Below are 17,008 nucleotides of genomic sequence, written 5' to 3'. Positions count from 1 at the left end.
CAGCGAGAAACAGGGCGCTCGCGCTAGAATCTTCGCAGACCGTCAAAACCGTTGGCCCTGCCGGAATTCTGCCGATGACCACATCCCCCAATCAGGTCGACGCCGCGCTGATCTCGCGGCGCTCGATCCGCGCTTTTCTGCCCACGCCGGTTGCGCGCGCCGAGATCGAGGCGATTCTCGAAGCGGCCAGCCGCGCGCCTTCGGGCACCAATACCCAGCCGTGGAAAGTGTACGTGGTGACGGGCGATTCGCTCGCGCGACTGTCGCAGGCTCTGGTCGCCGCGTATGACGACCCCCAGCGCGATGCGCTGTATCAGGAAGAGTATCGCTACTACCCGCATCAATGGGTGTCGCCGTATATCGACCGCCGCCGCAAGATCGGCTGGGACCTGTATGGTCTGCTCGGCATCGAAAAGGGCGACAAGGCGCGCATGCATGAACAGCACGCGCAGAATTACCGGTTTTTTGGCGCACCGGTCGGTCTGTTCTTTACGATCGAGCGGGTGATGGAGCGCGGCAGCTGGCTCGACTACGGCATGTTCCTGCAAGCGATCATGACGGCGGCGCGTGGACGTGGCCTCGATACCTGTCCGCAAGCCGCCTTTACGCCGTTTCACAGCGTGATTGCCGAGCATCTCGGTCTGCCGGCCGAGGAGCAACTGGTGTGCGGCATGTCGCTCGGTTTCGCCGACGAAAGCGCGCGGGTCAACACGCTGCGCACCGAGCGCGAACCGGTCGAACGGTTCGCGCGATTCCTTGATTGATCCCGCCTGACGCGCATCCCTACTGCCCAGCCAACAAAGATGAAAACCTCACGCCGCCATTTTCTGATGCTGAGTGTGGGCGCGAGCTCATCGCTCGTGCTGTCCCGTCTCGCGTTCGCCGACACCGCGAACAGATTGAGCGAAGCCGATCCGAAGGCGCAAGCCGTCGGCTATACCGAGGACGCATCTAAAGTCGACAAGGCGAAATTCCCTGACTATGCCGCAGGACAAGCCTGCGCCAACTGTTCGCTATTCCAGGGCAAAACCACAGACGCTTACGGTGGCTGCACGCTGTTTGGCGACAAACAGGTCGCCGCGCGCGGCTGGTGCAGTTCGTATTCGAATATGTGAGCGCACTAGCGGTCCACGCGTCGTGGCTGTGTGATTAAGGACGCGTTGTCCCGTTAGTTCAACGCGCTTAACACCAGGTCATGCGAATGACCGATCCAGATCGCCGCGTCGCGATGATCGCGCAGGCTGTCGCCGGTATTCGGGTGCAGAAAAATATCGAGCGCACCGTGATTCAGCGTGAGCCAGCCGACGAGTTCAGCGAACTGGTCCTGCTCGAACGCGAGCTGATACGACCACATTGGATGCGGCCCCACCTGGCGTTCGTGAAAGCGGCCCAATTGCAGTTTGCCGTTCCAGTGCGCTTCGATCTGTTCGCGGAAGGCCCAGGCGGCGTCGCGGCTGCCTGCATCGAAGTAAACGTGGGCGTGCCAGCTCTGAATGGCTGAAGTGTCGCGAAAGGTCATAACCAGGTCCGTTGCGGTTCCGTCTTTATCAGACGCTCATTCTGCTTGAGTTTGCGCTGACGCGTGCGGCGTGCATCTCATGTGAAACTGTATTTCGTCTTCGCCGACAATTTCGAAGCCGAGGCGTTGATAGAGCCGCCTGGCGGGATTGCCTTTGAGCACCTTGAGCGTGACAGGCAATGCGTCGGCCTGCGCGGCCAGCAGGACGGTGCGCAGCGCGCGCTCACCGATGCCCTGCCCTTGACGGGCCGGCGCAATTTGCAATTGCACGACGACCCATTCCGTCGCGGTGCGATACGCTTTCAGCAAACCAGCCGGCACGCCGTCGAGGCAGATCACGCGCGCCGCATCGTACCGGTGGAGCAGGCGGGCGCGATGCTGTGCATCGTCGATGGGCTCGCCGGCCTGCGCCAGATGCTCGGTCATGGTGGCCTTGCGCAGTTCGAAGAGAAAGTGCTCGTCGGCTTCTGACGCTGGGCGCAGGGTGAGGGCAGATTCGGCAGGTTCTTGATCGGACATGCGGGGAGCGTCTCCGGCGCGTGGGTGGCGAATAAGAATGGTCGCGGCTAGCAGCACCTTTTTACCACGTGCCGGTGTTTCGACCCTTCCATTTCATCGCTCAGGTCTGAGGAAATCCGCGCCGCGCCGATTCGGCAAACTGGCCTGCCAATGCCCCTCGTTTCGCGCAATTGCATTAGCGTGTGCTCGCATAAACTGTTTTCCATGGAGCGACAAGTCACCGAGCCCATCGACGCGGTCTTCCCCCGCGTTGTTTTGAACCGTACCGTTGATGGCAGTTTGCCGCGGTTGTTTAGGGCGGCAGGGCAGTAAAGCAGTAGGAAGTCGAAGCAATGCAAACAGCGCGCAATCGCAGTATCCATGCGCGCGAATCAGCAGGGGGTTGCAGCGCGGTGTTGTTGATGGCGAGGGACCGGGCTGTGACGCAGTAGCAGTGCAAGTAGCAACGTAGCAGTGCAAGCAGCAACAGCTTTGAAGGTTTAGGTGGGTTTTAGGTCTGCAAGCATCCACGCGCCTGTACGACCGTTCCATCCTGTCAAACCCTGTTCCCTCGCGGGAACAGGGTTTTTTTTCGTCGATGCGAAAAATACGGCTTGTATTTAGCCGGTCCGAACCTATATGCCAGCGTTGCATTTCGGGGCAGCCGCAGCAGAAAGTCTGTTCGTGCGCAGCGAGATGTCACACGCAATCGAGACTTTAAGTCGTTTAAGTCTGTCTTAATAGTTGCTTGCCATGATGGCTGCACAGACTCAAATTAAGGGCCTGTCAAGCCGCCGGTCCATCGGCGGCGTTTGCCACCGGAGAGCACAACGTTCGGTGGCAAAGCCGAGAGTTAGCGAAGGAGGTTGAATCCATATGTCCAGTAAATCGCGAGTCCGCAAGCACACCCAGTCGGCCATGTCTCCGCTGCTGCGCGCGCTAACCTTTAGCCGCACCGCCCACGAGCCGGTCACCACGGCGATGCTTCTGCAGTGCTACACCGCCCTCGATGCCTTCCGGCGCGGCCGGGGCTCGCGGGATTTGCACCTGACCTTGAGCCGGCATTTGCTGGTGTCGCAAGAATTGGCGCGTCTGGGTCTTGGAGAGGACGTTCTTGCCGATATCGAAAGCGCGCATGCGGCGATGGTGGAGCTCGACGCGCGTGAGCACCAGGACGGTGCCTGGATGCTGGAAGACGGCGAATACGCCCGTCTTTGCACGGCGCTGGCGATTCTCGACGGGCAACTGGCCGCCGCATCGTTGAGCGAAATCGCGAACGCGGAAGCGAAGATGGTCGAGGGGCTGATGAGATCGGCCCGGGCGCAGGCTGTTGTCGAAGCGGTGGTTTGAACAAGCCGTATCGCAGCCCTGCGGCGACTATCGCGCGCACAAAAACGCCCTGAGCTGGGCGTTTTTTCGTTACTTCAGCGCACATTCTGTTGCCAGTAAATCCGATGCATTCGCGATGCACGTGATTAAAGTACCGCGGCTATAATCTCCGTCATGAAATTTCTGCGGACTTTGCTCCTCCTGTTGCTGTGCGCTGCGCTGCCCATTAGTGGGCTGGCGGCCAGCGGCTTGACTGGAGCGTGTCCCATGCAGATGAGCATGAGCGCCGACGAGGGCGACGCCATGTCGGCAGAGATGCCGGGCTGCGAGTCCATGCATTCATCGCAGACCGAAAAGGTTAAGAGTTTTTTCTGCAAAGTCACGGCGCAATGCCAGCTTGGCAGTCTGTATCACCCGGTTTCTCCAACCGGAATAACCCGGCCTGCCGGCTTATTGAGTACCGTCGTTTTCCACTACACGCAGTCACTGCCGGTTCGTGAGCCGACCGGCTTGTGGCGGCCGCCTCGCGCCATCTAATCCCTTGCTGACAGGTTCACCGCGTTTGCGGTGAGGTCGTCCTGCGTCCAGGACGTGGACTCCCTTTGGGAGTTCGCCGTTGGGGTTAGAACATGCCATTCATTCTTCGCACGCCGTCAAACCGGCGTGCACCACTGCGCGCGCGTTCGCTTTTCGCCGCGCTGATTTTTGCGAGCGGCGCGGCGCACGCTCAGGAAACAAGCTACACACTCGACGCGGCGCTTCAGGCCGCGACCGACCGTTCGTCCGCCATGGGGGCCGCGCAGGCATCCGTGCGCGCCAGCGCCAATGCCGCGGTGCGGGCAGGGCAGTTGCCCGACCCGATGCTCAAGGCGGGTATCGACAACCTGCCGGTAAACGGCGGACAACGTTTCACCATCGGTCAGGACTTCATGACGATGCGCCGTATCGGCATCGAACAGGAATGGGTATCCGCCGATAAACGCCGTCTGAGTTCCGCGTGGGCGAACGATGTGGTGGACCGCGAGCGAGCCGGATATCTGATGCAACTCGCGAATACACGGCAACAAACGGCGCAGGCGTGGCTGAACGCCGTCTATGCAAAGCAGGCGCTCGCCTTGCAGCAGGACCTGCTGCGTCATATGGAGCACGAACTGGAGGCGACACAAGCCTCCTACCGCGGAGCCAAGGCGACGGCGGCCGACGTCGTGCAAGCTCAGGCGATGCTCGCGCAAACGCAGGATCAGCAGCTCAAAGCACAACAGACGTTTCAAACCGCTCTGATCGGCCTGTCCCGCTGGACCGCCACCTCCGTTGTTGATGTGAGCGGCGATCCACCCGCGCCGCAATCGTACGTGGCGTCCCTGCCGCCCGACGAGCTTCGCGATGTTCAGCCGGTGCTCATGGCCGCATCGCGTGACATCGCTGTTGCCGACGCCGATACGGCCGTCGCCAACAGCAACCGCAGTCCTAACTGGACGTGGGAAGTCTCCTATCAGCAGCGCGGCGGCCAGTACTCGAACATGGTTTCGGTCGGCGTCAGCATTCCGTTGCCGATCAATCGCAAGAATCGTCAGGACCGCGATGCGGCCGAGAAGGCGGAACTCGGCACCCGGGCGCGGCTGATGTACGAAGACGCGCAGCGCCAGGTCGAGGCGGATATCCGCACGCAGTCGGCCATGCTCGCCAGCGGCCGCGAGCGCATCGCTCATCTCACTGACTTCCTGGTGCCCGCCGCGGATCGCCGTGTCCAGCTTGCTGCCGCAGCCTACCGGGCGGGGACGGGGTCGCTCGCGGACGCCTTTGCGGCGCGGCGTGCATTGCTCGACGTCCAGCTACAGGTGCTTGATCTTCGGCGCGAGGTGTCCCAGACGTGGGCCCAGCTCGAATATCAGGTGGTGCCCCCGTCGATGTCAGTGAGCCAGTGAAGGAGACCATCATGCAAAAGAAACAACTGGTGCGCGCGGTCCTGTTGACGTTCGCCGCTGTGGCTCTGTCCGGCGCGGGCTATCTTGCCGGCGCGCGTCATGCCATGCAGGCGGGTCCCGCCTCTGCCGCCGCGACGTCTGCTACGGGCGGCAAGATCGATCCGAAGACGGGGCGCAAGGTGCTGTATTGGCACGACCCGATGGTTCCGAATCAGCATTTCGACAAACCGGGCAAGTCGCCATTCATGGACATGCAACTCGAGCCGGTCTTCGCCGACGACGCCGGCGCGAGCGGCATCAAGATCGATCCGGGTTTGCAGCAGAACCTCGGCATTCGCTACGCCACGGCGCGACGGCAGGACGTCGCCGACGGTTTCGATGCGGTCGGCACCACGCAGTTCGACGAGTCGCACGCTGACGTCGTGCAGTCGCGCGTCACGGGTTATATCGACCATCTGTATGCGAGCGCGCCGATGCAGCGAATCGCGAAAGGCGCGCCGATCGCGTCGCTTTTTGTGCCGGACTGGCTGGCGCCGCAGGAGGAGTACCTCGCGCTTAAACGTAGCGGGATGGACAGCAGCATGCTCGACGCCGCTCGCGCGCGCATGCGGGCGATGTCGATTCCCGACGGCGTCGTCGCGAACCTCGAGCGGACCGGCAAGGCGCAGACGCATGTCGTGCTGAGCTCGCCCGAAACGGGCGTCGTCAGCGAACTGAACGTCCGTGATGGCGCGATGGTGGCGCCTGGGCAGACGCTCGCCAAGGTCGCGGGCCTGTCGTCGTTGTGGCTCATCGTCGAGATACCGGAATCGCTGGCACTGAGCGTGCAGCCTGGCATGACGGTGGATGCGGCATTCGCGGGCGATCCCAGCCAGCGTTTCAAAGGGCGGATTCGCGAAATTCTGCCGGGCATCAGCACCGACAGCCGCACCTTGCAGGCGCGTCTCGAGATCGACAATGCCGCGTACAAGCTGACGCCTGGCATGCTGATGCGTGTGCGGGTCGGCGCGCAGAAGCAGGCCTCGCGCCTGCTCGTCCCGTCCGAGGCGGTCATTGCGACCGGCAAGCGCACTGTCGTCATCGTCAGGAATGGCGATGGCCGTTTGCAGCCGGTGAATGTCACGGTGGGCAAAGATACCGGCGATGAAACCGAAGTGCTGAGCGGCTTGGCCGAAGGCGATCAGGTGGTGGCGTCCGGTCAGTTTCTGATCGATTCGGAGGCCAGCCTGAAATCGGTTCTGCCTCGCCTGGCGGGGAGTGGAAGTGCAAACGCAAGTGCAAGTGCAGGTGCAAGCGCTCCCGCTGCGACCGGCACATCTCAAACCTACGAGACCACCGGCAAGGTCGAAAAGGTGACCGCGGAAGACATCACATTTTCCCACCAGCCGGTCCCCGCCCTCGGTTGGGGCAAGATGACGATGACATTCGGCAAACCGTCGCCCGCCGCCTTTCCGGACGCAAAGCCCGGTGACGTCATGCACTTCGCATTCCGTCAGACCGACAGCGGCTACCAGTTGACCACGGTCGAACCGGTTGGGGGTGCCAAATGATCGCGCGCGTGATCAGGTGGTCTATCCACAATCGCTTTCTGGTGTTGTTGGCCACCGTGCTCGTGACGGCGTGGGGCGTCTACTCGGTGACTCAGACGCCACTCGATGCGCTGCCCGACCTGTCCGATACGCAGGTCATCATCAAGGCCTCGTACCCGGGCCAGGCGCCGCAGGTCGTCGAGGACCAGGTCACGTATCCCCTCACTACGACGTTGCTCGGTGTGCCGGGCGCGAAAACCATTCGCGCGTATTCGTCATTTGGCGATGCGTTCGTCTATGTCCTGTTCGACGACAAGACCGATCAGTATTGGGCGCGTTCCCGTGTGCTCGAATATCTGAACCAGGTGCAGAGCAGGCTGCCGCGCGGCGCGACGGTTTCGCTCGGACCCGACGCCACCGGGGTCGGCTGGGTCTACGAATACGCGCTCGTCGACCGGAGCGGACAGCACGATCTCGGGCAGCTTCGCGCCCTCAACGACTGGTTCCTGAAGTTCGAACTGAAGTCAGTCCCCGATGTCTCCGAGGTCGCGAGTATCGGCGGGATGGTGCAGCAGTATCAGGTTGTGCTCGATCCGGACAAACTGCGCGCGTACGGCATTACGCAGACGATGGTCGCCGACGCATTGGGCAAGGCGAATCAGGAGTCGGGCGGATCCGTTGTCGAGATGGCCGAATCCGAGTACATGGTGCGCTCGTCAGGCTATCTGCGCTCGCTGGATGACTTCCGCCATGTCGTTCTACGTACTAACGACGCAGGGACGCCCGTACTGCTGGGTGACGTCGCGCGTATCCAGATCGGACCTGAGATGCGGCGTGGCATCGCGGAGCTGAACGGTCAGGGCGAAGTCGCGGGCGGCGTTATCGTGATGCGCTCCGGCAAGAACGCGCTGACGACCATCGACGCGGTGAAAGGCAGGCTCGCCGAGCTGAAGCGCTCGCTGCCCGCGGGCGTCGAAATCGTGACGACGTACGATCGCTCGCAGCTGATCGAACGCGCGGTGGACAATCTGAAAGACAAGCTCGTCGAGGAATTCATCATCGTCGGGCTCGTGTGTGCGGTCTTTCTATTCCATCTGCGCAGCGCGTTCGTTGCCATTCTGTCGCTGCCATTAGGCGTGCTGACTGCGTTCATCGTGATGCGGTATCAGGGCGTGAACGCGAACCTGATGTCGCTCGGCGGTATTGCGATTGCGATCGGCGCGATGATCGACGCGGCCATCGTGATGATCGAGAACGCGCACAAGCATCTCGAAGCGTTCGAGCACGAGAATCCCGGCAGGGTCATCACCCCGGCTGAACGTTGGGAACTGATTGCGGTGTCGGCCGCCGAGGTCGGGCCGGCGCTGTTCTTCTCGCTGCTCGTCATCACGCTCTCGTTTATCCCGGTGTTTTCGCTCGAAGGCCAGGAGGGCAAGCTGTTTGCGCCGCTGGCGTTCACCAAGACCTACACGATCGCGGCGGCGGCGGGGTTGTCGGTGACCCTGGTGCCGGTGTTGATGGGTTTGCTGATCCGCGGCCGCATTCCGCACGAAAACGCGAACCCCATCAATCGTGTGCTGATCAGACTGTACCGGCCGTTGCTGGAGGCGACGTTGCGCCGTCCGTGGTTCGCGATTGGCCTCGCGGCGGTGGCGCTCGCTGCGTCGGTGATTCCGCTTTCGCAGCTGGGCGGCGAATTCATGCCGCCGCTCGACGAAGGCGATCTGCTGTATATGCCGACGGCGCTGCCTGGCATCTCGGCGGAAAAAGCGAGTGAACTGCTGCAGCAGACTGACCGGCTCATCAAGACCGTGCCGGAGGTGCAGACCGTGTTCGGCAAGTCCGGCCGCGCCGATACGGCAACCGACCCCGCGCCGCTCGAAATGTTCGAGACCACGATCCAGTTCAAGCCGCGCAACGAATGGCGGCCCGGCATGACGCCGGAGAAACTGGTCGACGAACTGGACCGCACCGTCAAGGTGCCGGGGCTTTCGAACGTATGGGTTCCGCCTATCCGCAATCGCCTGGACATGCTGTCGACGGGGATCAAGACGCCGGTTGGGGTCAAGATTTCGGGTCCCAACCTCGGGCAGATCGACAAGGTTGCGGCGCAGGTCGAAGCGGCGGTCAAGACCGTGCCAGGTGTGACGTCGGCGCTGGCTGAGCGGTTGAACGGCGGCAGATACATCGACGTCGATATCGACCGGCTGGCAGCGGCACGCTACGGCCTTGCGGTGGCCGACATCCAGTCGATCGTGTCCACGGCGGTGGGCGGCGAAAACGTCGGCGAGGTCATTGCCGGACGAGAGCGCTTTCCGATCAACATCCGCTATCCGCGCGAGATCCGCGATTCGCTCGAGAAGCTGCGCGAGCTGCCGGTCGTGACAGACCGTGGCGCGCAGATCCGCCTGGACGACGTGGCGCACATCACGATTGCCGATGGGCCGCCGATGATTCGCAGTGAGAACGCGCGGCTTGCGGGTTACGTGTACGTCGATATTCGCGACACGGACCTGCATTCGGCCGTGCAGGCCATGCAGCGCGCGGTCGCTGAGAAGGTGACGCTTCCTGCCGGATATTCGATCGCGTGGTCCGGTCAGTTCGAATACCTGGAGCGCGCGGCGGCGAAGTTGCGCACTGTGATTCCCGTGACGCTGGTGGTCATTTTCGTGCTGCTCTTCCTGACGTTCAACTCCGTTGCCGACGCGCTGCTGCTGATGTCGACGGTGCCGTTCGCGCTGGTCGGCGGTTTCTGGTTCATCTGGATTCTGGGCCATGCCGTGTCGGTCGCGACGGCCGTGGGATTCATCGCGCTCGCGGGCGTGGCTGCGGAATTCGGCGTCGTGATGCTGCTTTACCTGAAGGGCGCATTGAATCGCCGGCTCGACGCAGGCGAGCCGCTGACCGAAGCGCTGCTGCTCGACGCGATCCGGGAAGGGGCCGTGCAGCGTGTGCGTCCCAAAGCGATGACGGTCGCCGTCGTGCTTGCCGGTCTCATCCCCATCATGGTCGGACACGGCGCCGGCTCGGAAGTCATGCAACGCATCGCGGCACCGATGGTCGGCGGGATGATTACGGCCCCCCTTCTTTCGATGCTGGTTATTCCCGCAGCGTGGTTTCTGCTGCAACGCCGCCGCGCGAAGCGTTTGCCCGACGCGCGGCTTCCTCATGCAGTACCTCCCGGCACAACCGTGCCAACACCTCAAACTGGAGAGATTTGATGAAGAACCTGATTGTTTCGTTTGCTGCGCTTGCTGCTTTCGGCGCGGTTGTTACGGCGCCTGCATTTGCTGGCGATGACATGGCGGGCATGAACATGTCGGCGAAGCCGGCTGCTTCAACGGAGTCGCCGAACGCGGCGCTGACTGACGCGGAGGTGAGGAAGATCGACGCCGCCTCCGGCATGGTCACGCTGAAGCACGGCGCGCTGCGCAACGTTGGAATGCCCGCAATGACCATGGCCTTCAAGGCAAAGGATGCCGCGATGATCAAGCAGATTCACGAAGGCGATAAGGTTAAGGTCCGCGTTGAAGACGTCGACGGCACGCTGACTATCGTGAAGCTGGAAAAAGCGTCGTGATGCGTTGTTGATGCAGACTCGCGGGCCGGTTGCTTTGGCCTGCGAGTCTGCATGATGAGTTGCCGATGCGCTTCACGAAGCGTTCGCAGTCGAGCAAGCCGCCAGGATACTGGGCGATCTGCGAGCTCGGGCAGGGGTGCCGAAATTGACGCAAACGTCGTAGCTCAAGTATGCAGGTCTACTGAGTCACCGTCACATCGCGAATGCGCGATACGGTGAGCCCGTCCTTATCGATTTCAAACAGCCTGACCGAGATGCTGTAGTCGTACAGGTAAGCTTCCCGGACCTGATACTTCGTCACGCCTGTAACCGACACCGCGTGGCAACTGACATCCACCGCGTCGCCGGTCAGATCCTTGAACACTTTCGATGCGGGGTATTTTCCATAGGTTTGGCATTGGTAATCGCCCACATCGTCAACTGACGGCTGAGTTGCCGGAACCCGGAAACTTTTGTTGGGTTGAGGCACAACGTTGCTTTCGCTCGCCATTGAAAATTGCGAGGCCGGAAACACCGCTGGTGGCGAAATCCGAATCCCGGTTCCGACTTCCTGGTCCCTCAAGCCGGCGAAGCCGAACTCGGTTGCGAAACGACCGTATACCACCTCTTTGTCAGCATCAGCCCGGCTTAGGAAGGTCGCCACCGCTCCCGTGTCGTGAAGGTTCCAGTATGTCTTGCGATACCGTCCGTCGAACTCCGGATGCGATTGGTTCTCCCAATCTCCTTCTATCGCCACGCTGCGAAAGCCCAGCGGCTTCGAGCCGGATGCCGGCAATTGGCTCGCAAGCTGCGCGGGCAACTTGTCGAGGCCGAACTCGTTGTTGGCATAGTGTTCCGCGGTCCGCAGGACATACTGGCTGGCGCTGCCATGCCACGGAGACGAGAGAAAATCCCAGGACGCTATTGTTTTCGTGGGTTCAGGCGCTTCCAGCATTGACCGAATGACCGCCGACGCGGCGATGCATGCATGCCTGCCGTTGAAAATCGCGGGCAAGTCTTGCATTTCGGCCTCGGTAATTTCCTTGTTCTTGCGAAGCTCCGCTTCCGTCTGCATCTCTATCGTGCTATCCGCATCAAGCGCCTGGGCGATCGAGTAGGATTCGCTGGGCATGTCACCGCGCGCACTCTTTTTCACTGCGGAGTTCAGCAATGTCAGAAGCGCGTCAAGTTGCCTGGCAGACAGGATGTTGGTGCCAGGCAGTGACCCCTTCCTTCCCAGTATCTGCCCGCACTCCTCTGGTTTTAATCCGGAAACGAAGCTTAGAAACAACCGCAGCAGCGTTTCGCGCTCGTGAGGCGACAGTGTTGCACCGAGCCTGTTCGCTATGCTGGCGTCGGAGGGGTTATCACCTGGTCGGCCACTGGGCGGCGCCATGACTTTCCTCCAATCCGGGTCCGTCAGCGTTTGCACGAGCCACTTCCTGACGAGTTTTCCAGCCTCACTGTCGGGGTCAAAGCCCAGCTTTCTGACCTGACCATCAAGCATTGCTCCTGCAGCCCCGGAGATGGGGGGCGAAGCAGGAGTCAAGGTGAATGGCATTGCTCCATCGACGGCAAGGACCACCTGGTTCGACAGCAGGAGACAAACTCCGGCCGTCAGGAAGAGAAGTTTTCTCATTGATGCGACTCTAGTACATTGCATTTTGGGCACACCCAGTATCCGAACCGAGCAAAAGCACGAGCGGCGATACCAGAGCTGACTGGGATGTAACGGTGACGTGTCCACGGAAAATCATCGCGGCGGCGCGGCCACGATTATCTCCGGCTTATCTCACGGCTCCAAGTTGATCGGCGGTTTTCGCTTTTAATTTAGTGCTGAGCAACAGCAGACCTAAAGATTGAGTCTGGAATGGCCGATAACCACGGGTCGAAAACTTTCCTGAGCGGGTCGCCGTGCGTCCATTGTTTTCTCGCCTGCGTTATGACTTGGCGAGAACGGCATTCGTAGTGTCGACTTTCTTTACGTGCCGCGAATGGACGTCGCTGCCACGCACGCTGTCGAAGCCGATACTTGGCTCGCTTTCATGCCATTCGTCACAGTGCGCACATTGAAATCGAAACAACGCCAATTTTTATCGACCAATGTTAGCAACGCGCAATCAATTCTCGTGGCGCATGGCGAACGTCGGTACCCTTGACAATGTAGACGACAAGTTCGGCGATGTTGGTGGCATGGTCGCCGATACGCTCGATGGCCTTTGCTATGGAGAGGTAATCGAACCCCATTGCAATGGTCCGGGGGTCTTGCGTCATGGACGTGATGAGCCTGCGCACGAAGGCCACGAACTCGTTATCGATGGCTTCGTCGTCCTGGACAATCTGCGCGGCGGCAACGGTATCCATTCGCGCGAAAGCATCCAGCGCGTGACGAAGAATATCCGCGGCCATTTTGCCGGAGGCTTTGATTTCAGCGATGTTGACGGCCTGCACTGTGGGCGCCATCGCAATGCGGCGGGTTCGCTTCGCAATCTTCCGTGCCTCGTCGCCGGCACGTTCGAGGTTGGTGATGCACTTGGAGGCGGCCATCAGGAGTCGCAGGTCACGGGCGGTGGGCTGCCGGCGAACGATGATATTGCTCACTTCCTCGTCGATTTCGATTTCCATCGCGTTGAGCCGGTGCTCGCCCTCGAGAACCTGTTCAACAAGTGCCAAATCGAACGTGTTCAATGTCTCCATCGCGCAGGCAATCTGCGCTTCCACCAGGCCGCCCATTTCGAGCAACCGGGTCAACAGCAGGTTGAGGTCAAAGTCAAACCTGCTGGAAAGATGCTTATCCGACATCTTCGCTCCTCAGGCAAATTTGCCTGCGACGCAATGCTCAGTTACACAATGCCTTGATTCGTACGAACGGCGGCGGCGCGACTACGTTGCGTTGCTCAAGCAGATGCACAGGGAATGCGAATCTCCGTATACCCGCGCCAGCATGAGCGGTGGTGCGTGTCCTGACCAACAAAGGTATAAACAGTATATACAGTTTGTGACATTTTCAGGAACGCTTTGACGCGGGCGCTAAACGGGTATGGCCCTTAAGTTGTCCACATAAACTGTTTGCAAAGCTGTGGAAAACTCACGGGCAAGCGCCGCAAGTTGCTGAAACGATTGGCTTTGTACGGGGCGCGCCGGGCGCGTGCAGTTCACGGGCGGCTGCAGTGGTCATCAGATTGCTTCACGATACCAGGCCCGTGCGGATCGGGTCGGATCTGGGTGGGGCGACGCGACGGTCGAACCTCTACCACGCCGTGCGCAATGCCTCGTGCGCGTTGTGCATGTGAGATTTCTTCTGGTTCTGCAGATACCCAACGGCCTCTTTGAGCGCCTTTGACGCGCCGAGCTGGAACGCATACTCGCGCAGCAAGGTTTCGCTCGTGACAAGGTCGTTGAGCTTGCCGAGCTCGTCTTGCACGGAGGTCAACCGGTCAATGGCGGGCTGATGACTGCCATCGAGCACCGGTAAAAAGAACTCCAGCAGATAGCGCAGCTTCTTCCCCGCGATGCGCACTTCATGAAGCGCAACGTACCCCGAATGTTTCTCCGATGCCGCCTGCTTCACACGCTTTCTCAAAGCCTTTTCGGCTGATGCAACGCGCTCCTCGGCAAACGAGGCAAGCATTGGAATGGCGGATCGCGAATTCAACTGCTGTTGCGCACCCGTTAGCGCGCGCTGGAGTATCCGCTCGACACCGGCGTTTCCGATGATTCTTCGACTGAATGAGAGCGCGTCGGCGCGATGCTCGTCGACAGATTTGAGCAACGCGGCAAATGTGTGTTGCATCGACCGGTCGGCTGTGAGCAGGTCGCGCAGGATATCCCAGTCACGCGTTTTGCCAGCCGCGTTGGCGAGAGATTTGAACTCGCTACGCTGCAGCGCCGAGTCTTTCTTGTCGAGTAGCGGTTCGTATGCCCACCAGAGCGAACGCAAGCGGCGCAGCGCGACGCGAAGCTTGTGCAACACCTCGGGGTCAGCTTTCTGATGCAATGCGCGGGCGAACCGGGCGGCATCGGCGGAAATTGACGCGGCGAGGCATGCAAACCCCTCTGCCGCCGACATGGACAGGGCTATCGAATCCGCCTTCCCGCAGTGGTGGTCGCCGGCGGCCGACTCGGACGTTCCTGCTTCTGGCTTTGCCGATACGAAAATCTGGGAGTTCATTTCCGGGGCGCCCTCGAATACGGCAGGATGAACGCAGGCCGCAAGTGCCTGATAGAAGCGACGAATACTTAAGCGCTTGGGGATTCCGCAACGCGCCGTGATTGCGACTGCGCTTTCGTTACTCATACAAATCGTACAACGACACATTCCGGAAAGCCAATGCGCCTTCCCGGCTCTGCCGAGGCGTCCGCGGAGCGTCCGTTATGCCGGTCACTGCTTAACCGGGCATGGATCGCAGGTCCGTGGACACGGCCTGCATGAATAGGGGTGGAATGGTTGCCGCGCGCTCAAGCGTGAGGCTGCCACCCCCGGACTTTATTCGCTCAGTTCTGGAAATAATTCAAACCGAGCGCGCCTTTAACCTCTGACACCGTCGCGCCCGCCACTTCCCGGGCGCGCATGGTGCCGCGGCGCAGGATGTTCAGCACCTCCGCACGGTCTGTCGCGAACTCGCGGCGGCGCTCCCGAATGGGGGCGAGCATCGACTGCAGCCGCTCGTTGAGCACGCGCTTGACCACACTGTCGCCGAGACCGCCGCGGCGGTAGTGCGCTTTCAGCTCGTCGACCATGGGTACGTCCGGTTCGAACGCGTCGAGGAAGGCGAACACAACGTTACCCTCAACCTGGCCCGGGTCGTTGACGCGCAGGTGGTTAGGGTCGGTGTACATGTTGTTCACGGCCTTGGTGATTTCGTCTGGGCTTGCGCCCAACGTAATGGCGTTGCCGAGCGACTTGCTCATCTTGGTTTTGCCATCGATCCCCGGAAGCCGCGCGACATGCGAGAGCACCGCTTCGCATTCGACCAGCACTTCCTTGTCGACCGTGTTGTTGAAGCGGCGCACCAGTTCATTGGTTTGCTCGATCATCGGCAACTGATCGTCACCGACGGGCACGCGCGTCGCCTTGAACGCCGTGATATCGGCCGCCTGGCTGACCGGGTAAGTCAGGAAGCCGGCGGGGATGTCGCGCTCGAACCCGCGAAGCACGATTTCCGCCTTGATGGTCGGGTTGCGCTCGAGGCGCGCCACTGTCACGAGATTGAGCAGGTATTGCGTCAGCTCCGCGAGCTCCGGCACCTGCGTCTGGATGACGATGGTTGATTTGGCGGGGTCGATCCCGACAGCCAGGTAGTCCAGCGCGACTTCGATCACGTTGTCGGTCACTTTCTGGTGCCGGCCGACATTGTCGGTCATGGCCTGCGCATCAGCGAGAAGCAGGAACTGCTGCGCTTCGTGTTGAAGCTGCACGCGGGCACGCAGCGAGCCAATGTAGTGGCCGAGATGCAAGGGACCGGTTGTGCGGTCGCCAGTGAGGATAATGGGTTGGTTCGCGTGTGACATGGTGAGTTTGGTGTTTGGGGACACCACCAGTCATACGCGCGCAAAAATAAAAATGCCGCCAGGACTGGCGGCATCACGTTGTAAATGTACGTGTGAAAACGGGCCGCCCAAGTCAGGCGCGCCACCAACGGTACAGGGTCGGCGAGGTCGGAGTCGTTTTCATAGGACGAGTATAGCGCAGCCCGGCGCCTAGAATGGCCCACGGCTAGCCAGGTTGGCGTACTCGCCCTTTAGCGTCTGAATTCGTTGCCGGTATGCGGTAAGAAGGCACGCCTGGTTCGCGCCGCATTTCTTCCTCGCGCTCAACCAGGACTGTTGCTCTTCGCCCATGTCCCCGCGCGTGCCCATGGCAACGAGACCCATCAGCATCTGGTAGCGCACAGACATCTCGACGTCCAGTTCGCTGAGTTGTCGTGACGCGCAAATTGCTTTTTCGTCCGGCAGGCGCGCGCGATTACAGTCGAAGCTCGCCGCTAAGGCGGGGGTCGAGCTTGCGATGATCGCTGCCAGCAGCGCGAGGCGCAAATGATGCACTGTACGGTGATTACGTTGTTTATTCATCGTCCTTCATGACATGACTGAACCCATGACTCAAGGCGGTTGATTGACCTCAAATGCGCGAGCAAGGCCCAGCCTTTCAGTTTTTTGCAGACCTATGAAGGTAACCCAGTTTGCCTGGATGCCACAGTGGGGAAATGGACATGGCGCACTGAAAAACCTGTATATTTATACAGTATTGAGCGCGCGATTTCGCGGCAATGAACTGGCACTTTTTAATTGAGGGATTGAGCCATGGATGCACGTGTTCGCAGGCCCGTCCATCCCATGCCCGAGATGACCGCTTTCATCATGGAATTGCGCTCAGTCTTTGGTGACGAGGCGATTGACGATGCGCTCAGGCGTGGAGAATCTGGGGAGCCGGCCTTCTACGCCTGCGAAAATGGCAACGCGGTGGGCACAGCAAGTCCGGCCAGCGACAATGTCTGGCGCGTCGATGCTGACATACGAGACCGGCATTATTGTCCCGGGTGCGATGGCAGCTGTGTCGGCCGGGGTGTGGGTTGCAAAGCGTGGCTGCAACGGAAAGCAGGCAAGGAGAACTCGTGAAAAGAACTGGATTGGCCGTACTGACCTTACT

General features: G+C 60.7%; 16 protein-coding genes. 9 read left to right on the top strand and 7 right to left on the bottom strand.

Going from position 1 to position 17,008, the window contains the following annotated elements; all coding sequences use genetic code 11:
* Window positions 1-74 precede the first annotated feature (74 nt).
* On the top strand, window positions 75-764 hold the full coding sequence (locus tag BCY88_RS37875; protein WP_120349186.1) for a nitroreductase: 690 nt from the start codon (window positions 75-77) through the stop codon (window positions 762-764).
* 39 nt (window positions 765-803) lie between these two features.
* Window positions 804-1,115 (top strand): high-potential iron-sulfur protein, encoded by a 312-nt coding sequence (locus BCY88_RS37870; RefSeq protein WP_120349185.1) that lies wholly within the window; start codon window positions 804-806, stop codon window positions 1,113-1,115.
* Window positions 1,116-1,168: 53 nt separating this feature from the next.
* Here BCY88_RS37870 and BCY88_RS37865 read toward each other — a convergent pair whose 3' ends face one another.
* Both BCY88_RS37865 and BCY88_RS37860 read right to left on the bottom strand, forming a co-directional pair.
* Window positions 1,169-1,519, bottom strand: coding sequence for a DOPA 4,5-dioxygenase family protein (locus tag BCY88_RS37865; RefSeq protein WP_120349184.1), 351 nt, complete (start codon window positions 1,517-1,519; stop codon window positions 1,169-1,171).
* Window positions 1,520-1,555: 36 nt separating this feature from the next.
* Window positions 1,556-2,038, bottom strand: a complete 483-nt coding sequence (locus tag BCY88_RS37860) for a GNAT family N-acetyltransferase (RefSeq protein WP_120349183.1) — start codon at window positions 2,036-2,038, stop codon at window positions 1,556-1,558.
* Window positions 2,039-2,893: 855 nt separating this feature from the next.
* Between BCY88_RS37860 and BCY88_RS37855 the strand changes: the two genes are divergently transcribed.
* The 6 genes from BCY88_RS37855 to BCY88_RS37830 all read left to right on the top strand — a co-directional run bounded on the left by BCY88_RS37855 (window position 2,894) and on the right by BCY88_RS37830 (window position 10,380).
* Window positions 2,894-3,367 carry a hypothetical protein gene (locus tag BCY88_RS37855; RefSeq protein ID WP_120349182.1) on the top strand — a complete coding sequence of 158 codons (474 nt, stop codon included), beginning with the start codon at window positions 2,894-2,896 and terminating at the stop codon, window positions 3,365-3,367.
* 153 nt (window positions 3,368-3,520) lie between these two features.
* A complete protein-coding gene (locus tag BCY88_RS37850; RefSeq protein ID WP_120349181.1) occupies window positions 3,521-3,883 on the top strand; it encodes a hypothetical protein in 363 nt (120 codons plus the stop codon).
* A gap of 92 nt (window positions 3,884-3,975) precedes the next feature.
* Window positions 3,976-5,271, top strand: coding sequence for a TolC family protein (locus BCY88_RS37845; protein ID WP_120349180.1), 1,296 nt, complete (start codon window positions 3,976-3,978; stop codon window positions 5,269-5,271).
* 11 nt (window positions 5,272-5,282) lie between these two features.
* The gene (locus BCY88_RS37840) at window positions 5,283-6,821 is read left to right on the top strand and encodes an efflux RND transporter periplasmic adaptor subunit (RefSeq protein ID WP_120349179.1); all 1,539 of its coding nucleotides are present in this window, start codon (window positions 5,283-5,285) and stop codon (window positions 6,819-6,821) included.
* Window positions 6,818-10,021, top strand: a complete 3,204-nt coding sequence (locus tag BCY88_RS37835) for an efflux RND transporter permease subunit (RefSeq protein ID WP_120349178.1) — start codon at window positions 6,818-6,820, stop codon at window positions 10,019-10,021. The genes BCY88_RS37840 and BCY88_RS37835 overlap by 4 nt, the downstream gene beginning before the upstream one ends.
* A complete protein-coding gene (locus BCY88_RS37830; RefSeq protein ID WP_120349177.1) occupies window positions 10,021-10,380 on the top strand; it encodes a copper-binding protein in 360 nt (119 codons plus the stop codon). The genes BCY88_RS37835 and BCY88_RS37830 overlap by 1 nt, the downstream gene beginning before the upstream one ends.
* A 178-nt stretch (window positions 10,381-10,558) precedes the next feature.
* Here the strand turns inward: BCY88_RS37830 and BCY88_RS37825 are convergent, their stop codons facing one another.
* From BCY88_RS37825 to BCY88_RS37805, 5 genes are all read right to left on the bottom strand, one after another.
* The gene (locus tag BCY88_RS37825) at window positions 10,559-11,998 is read right to left on the bottom strand and encodes a hypothetical protein (RefSeq protein WP_120349176.1); all 1,440 of its coding nucleotides are present in this window, start codon (window positions 11,996-11,998) and stop codon (window positions 10,559-10,561) included.
* Between the two features lie 467 nt (window positions 11,999-12,465).
* Window positions 12,466-13,161 carry a phosphate signaling complex protein PhoU gene (phoU, locus tag BCY88_RS37820; RefSeq protein WP_120349175.1) on the bottom strand — a complete coding sequence of 232 codons (696 nt, stop codon included), beginning with the start codon at window positions 13,159-13,161 and terminating at the stop codon, window positions 12,466-12,468.
* Window positions 13,162-13,609: 448 nt separating this feature from the next.
* Window positions 13,610-14,530 carry a CHAD domain-containing protein gene (locus BCY88_RS37815; protein ID WP_259461654.1) on the bottom strand — a complete coding sequence of 307 codons (921 nt, stop codon included), beginning with the start codon at window positions 14,528-14,530 and terminating at the stop codon, window positions 13,610-13,612.
* Window positions 14,531-14,853: 323 nt separating this feature from the next.
* On the bottom strand, window positions 14,854-15,870 hold the full coding sequence (gene trpS / locus BCY88_RS37810; RefSeq protein ID WP_120349174.1) for a tryptophan--tRNA ligase: 1,017 nt from the start codon (window positions 15,868-15,870) through the stop codon (window positions 14,854-14,856).
* A 189-nt stretch (window positions 15,871-16,059) separates the two neighbouring features.
* Window positions 16,060-16,431 (bottom strand): lysozyme inhibitor LprI family protein, encoded by a 372-nt coding sequence (locus BCY88_RS37805; RefSeq protein WP_120349173.1) that lies wholly within the window; start codon window positions 16,429-16,431, stop codon window positions 16,060-16,062.
* 231 nt (window positions 16,432-16,662) lie between these two features.
* Here BCY88_RS37805 and BCY88_RS37800 point away from each other — a divergent pair, with 231 nt between their 5' ends.
* Window positions 16,663-16,977 (top strand): hypothetical protein, encoded by a 315-nt coding sequence (locus BCY88_RS37800; RefSeq protein WP_120349172.1) that lies wholly within the window; start codon window positions 16,663-16,665, stop codon window positions 16,975-16,977.
* Window positions 16,978-17,008 lie beyond the last annotated feature (31 nt).

Source organism: Paraburkholderia fungorum (assembly GCF_003610895.1).
In the GTDB taxonomy this organism is placed as follows: Bacteria; Pseudomonadota; Gammaproteobacteria; order Burkholderiales; family Burkholderiaceae; genus Paraburkholderia; species Paraburkholderia fungorum_B.
Note: the sequence above shows the minus strand (reverse complement) of the source record. Positions and strands in the feature narration are given on the sequence as shown.

Bases quoted from the DNA above. Each gene is read 5' to 3' on its own strand.
- BCY88_RS37875 (WP_120349186.1), top strand. From the start codon at position 75: ATGACCACATCCCCCAATCAGGTCGACGCCGCGCTGATCTCGCGGCGC.
- BCY88_RS37870 (WP_120349185.1), top strand. From the start codon at position 804: ATGAAAACCTCACGCCGCCATTTTCTGATGCTGAGTGTGGGCGCGAGC.
- BCY88_RS37865 (WP_120349184.1), bottom strand. From the start codon at position 1,519: ATGACCTTTCGCGACACTTCAGCCATTCAGAGCTGGCACGCCCACGTT.
- BCY88_RS37860 (WP_120349183.1), bottom strand. From the start codon at position 2,038: ATGTCCGATCAAGAACCTGCCGAATCTGCCCTCACCCTGCGCCCAGCG.
- BCY88_RS37855 (WP_120349182.1), top strand. From the start codon at position 2,894: ATGTCCAGTAAATCGCGAGTCCGCAAGCACACCCAGTCGGCCATGTCT.
- BCY88_RS37850 (WP_120349181.1), top strand. From the start codon at position 3,521: ATGAAATTTCTGCGGACTTTGCTCCTCCTGTTGCTGTGCGCTGCGCTG.
- BCY88_RS37845 (WP_120349180.1), top strand. From the start codon at position 3,976: ATGCCATTCATTCTTCGCACGCCGTCAAACCGGCGTGCACCACTGCGC.
- BCY88_RS37840 (WP_120349179.1), top strand. From the start codon at position 5,283: ATGCAAAAGAAACAACTGGTGCGCGCGGTCCTGTTGACGTTCGCCGCT.
- BCY88_RS37835 (WP_120349178.1), top strand. From the start codon at position 6,818: ATGATCGCGCGCGTGATCAGGTGGTCTATCCACAATCGCTTTCTGGTG.
- BCY88_RS37830 (WP_120349177.1), top strand. From the start codon at position 10,021: ATGAAGAACCTGATTGTTTCGTTTGCTGCGCTTGCTGCTTTCGGCGCG.
- BCY88_RS37825 (WP_120349176.1), bottom strand. From the start codon at position 11,998: ATGAGAAAACTTCTCTTCCTGACGGCCGGAGTTTGTCTCCTGCTGTCG.
- phoU (WP_120349175.1), bottom strand. From the start codon at position 13,161: ATGTCGGATAAGCATCTTTCCAGCAGGTTTGACTTTGACCTCAACCTG.
- BCY88_RS37815 (WP_259461654.1), bottom strand. From the start codon at position 14,530: ATGAACTCCCAGATTTTCGTATCGGCAAAGCCAGAAGCAGGAACGTCC.
- trpS (WP_120349174.1), bottom strand. From the start codon at position 15,870: ATGTCACACGCGAACCAACCCATTATCCTCACTGGCGACCGCACAACC.
- BCY88_RS37805 (WP_120349173.1), bottom strand. From the start codon at position 16,431: ATGAATAAACAACGTAATCACCGTACAGTGCATCATTTGCGCCTCGCG.
- BCY88_RS37800 (WP_120349172.1), top strand. From the start codon at position 16,663: ATGGATGCACGTGTTCGCAGGCCCGTCCATCCCATGCCCGAGATGACC.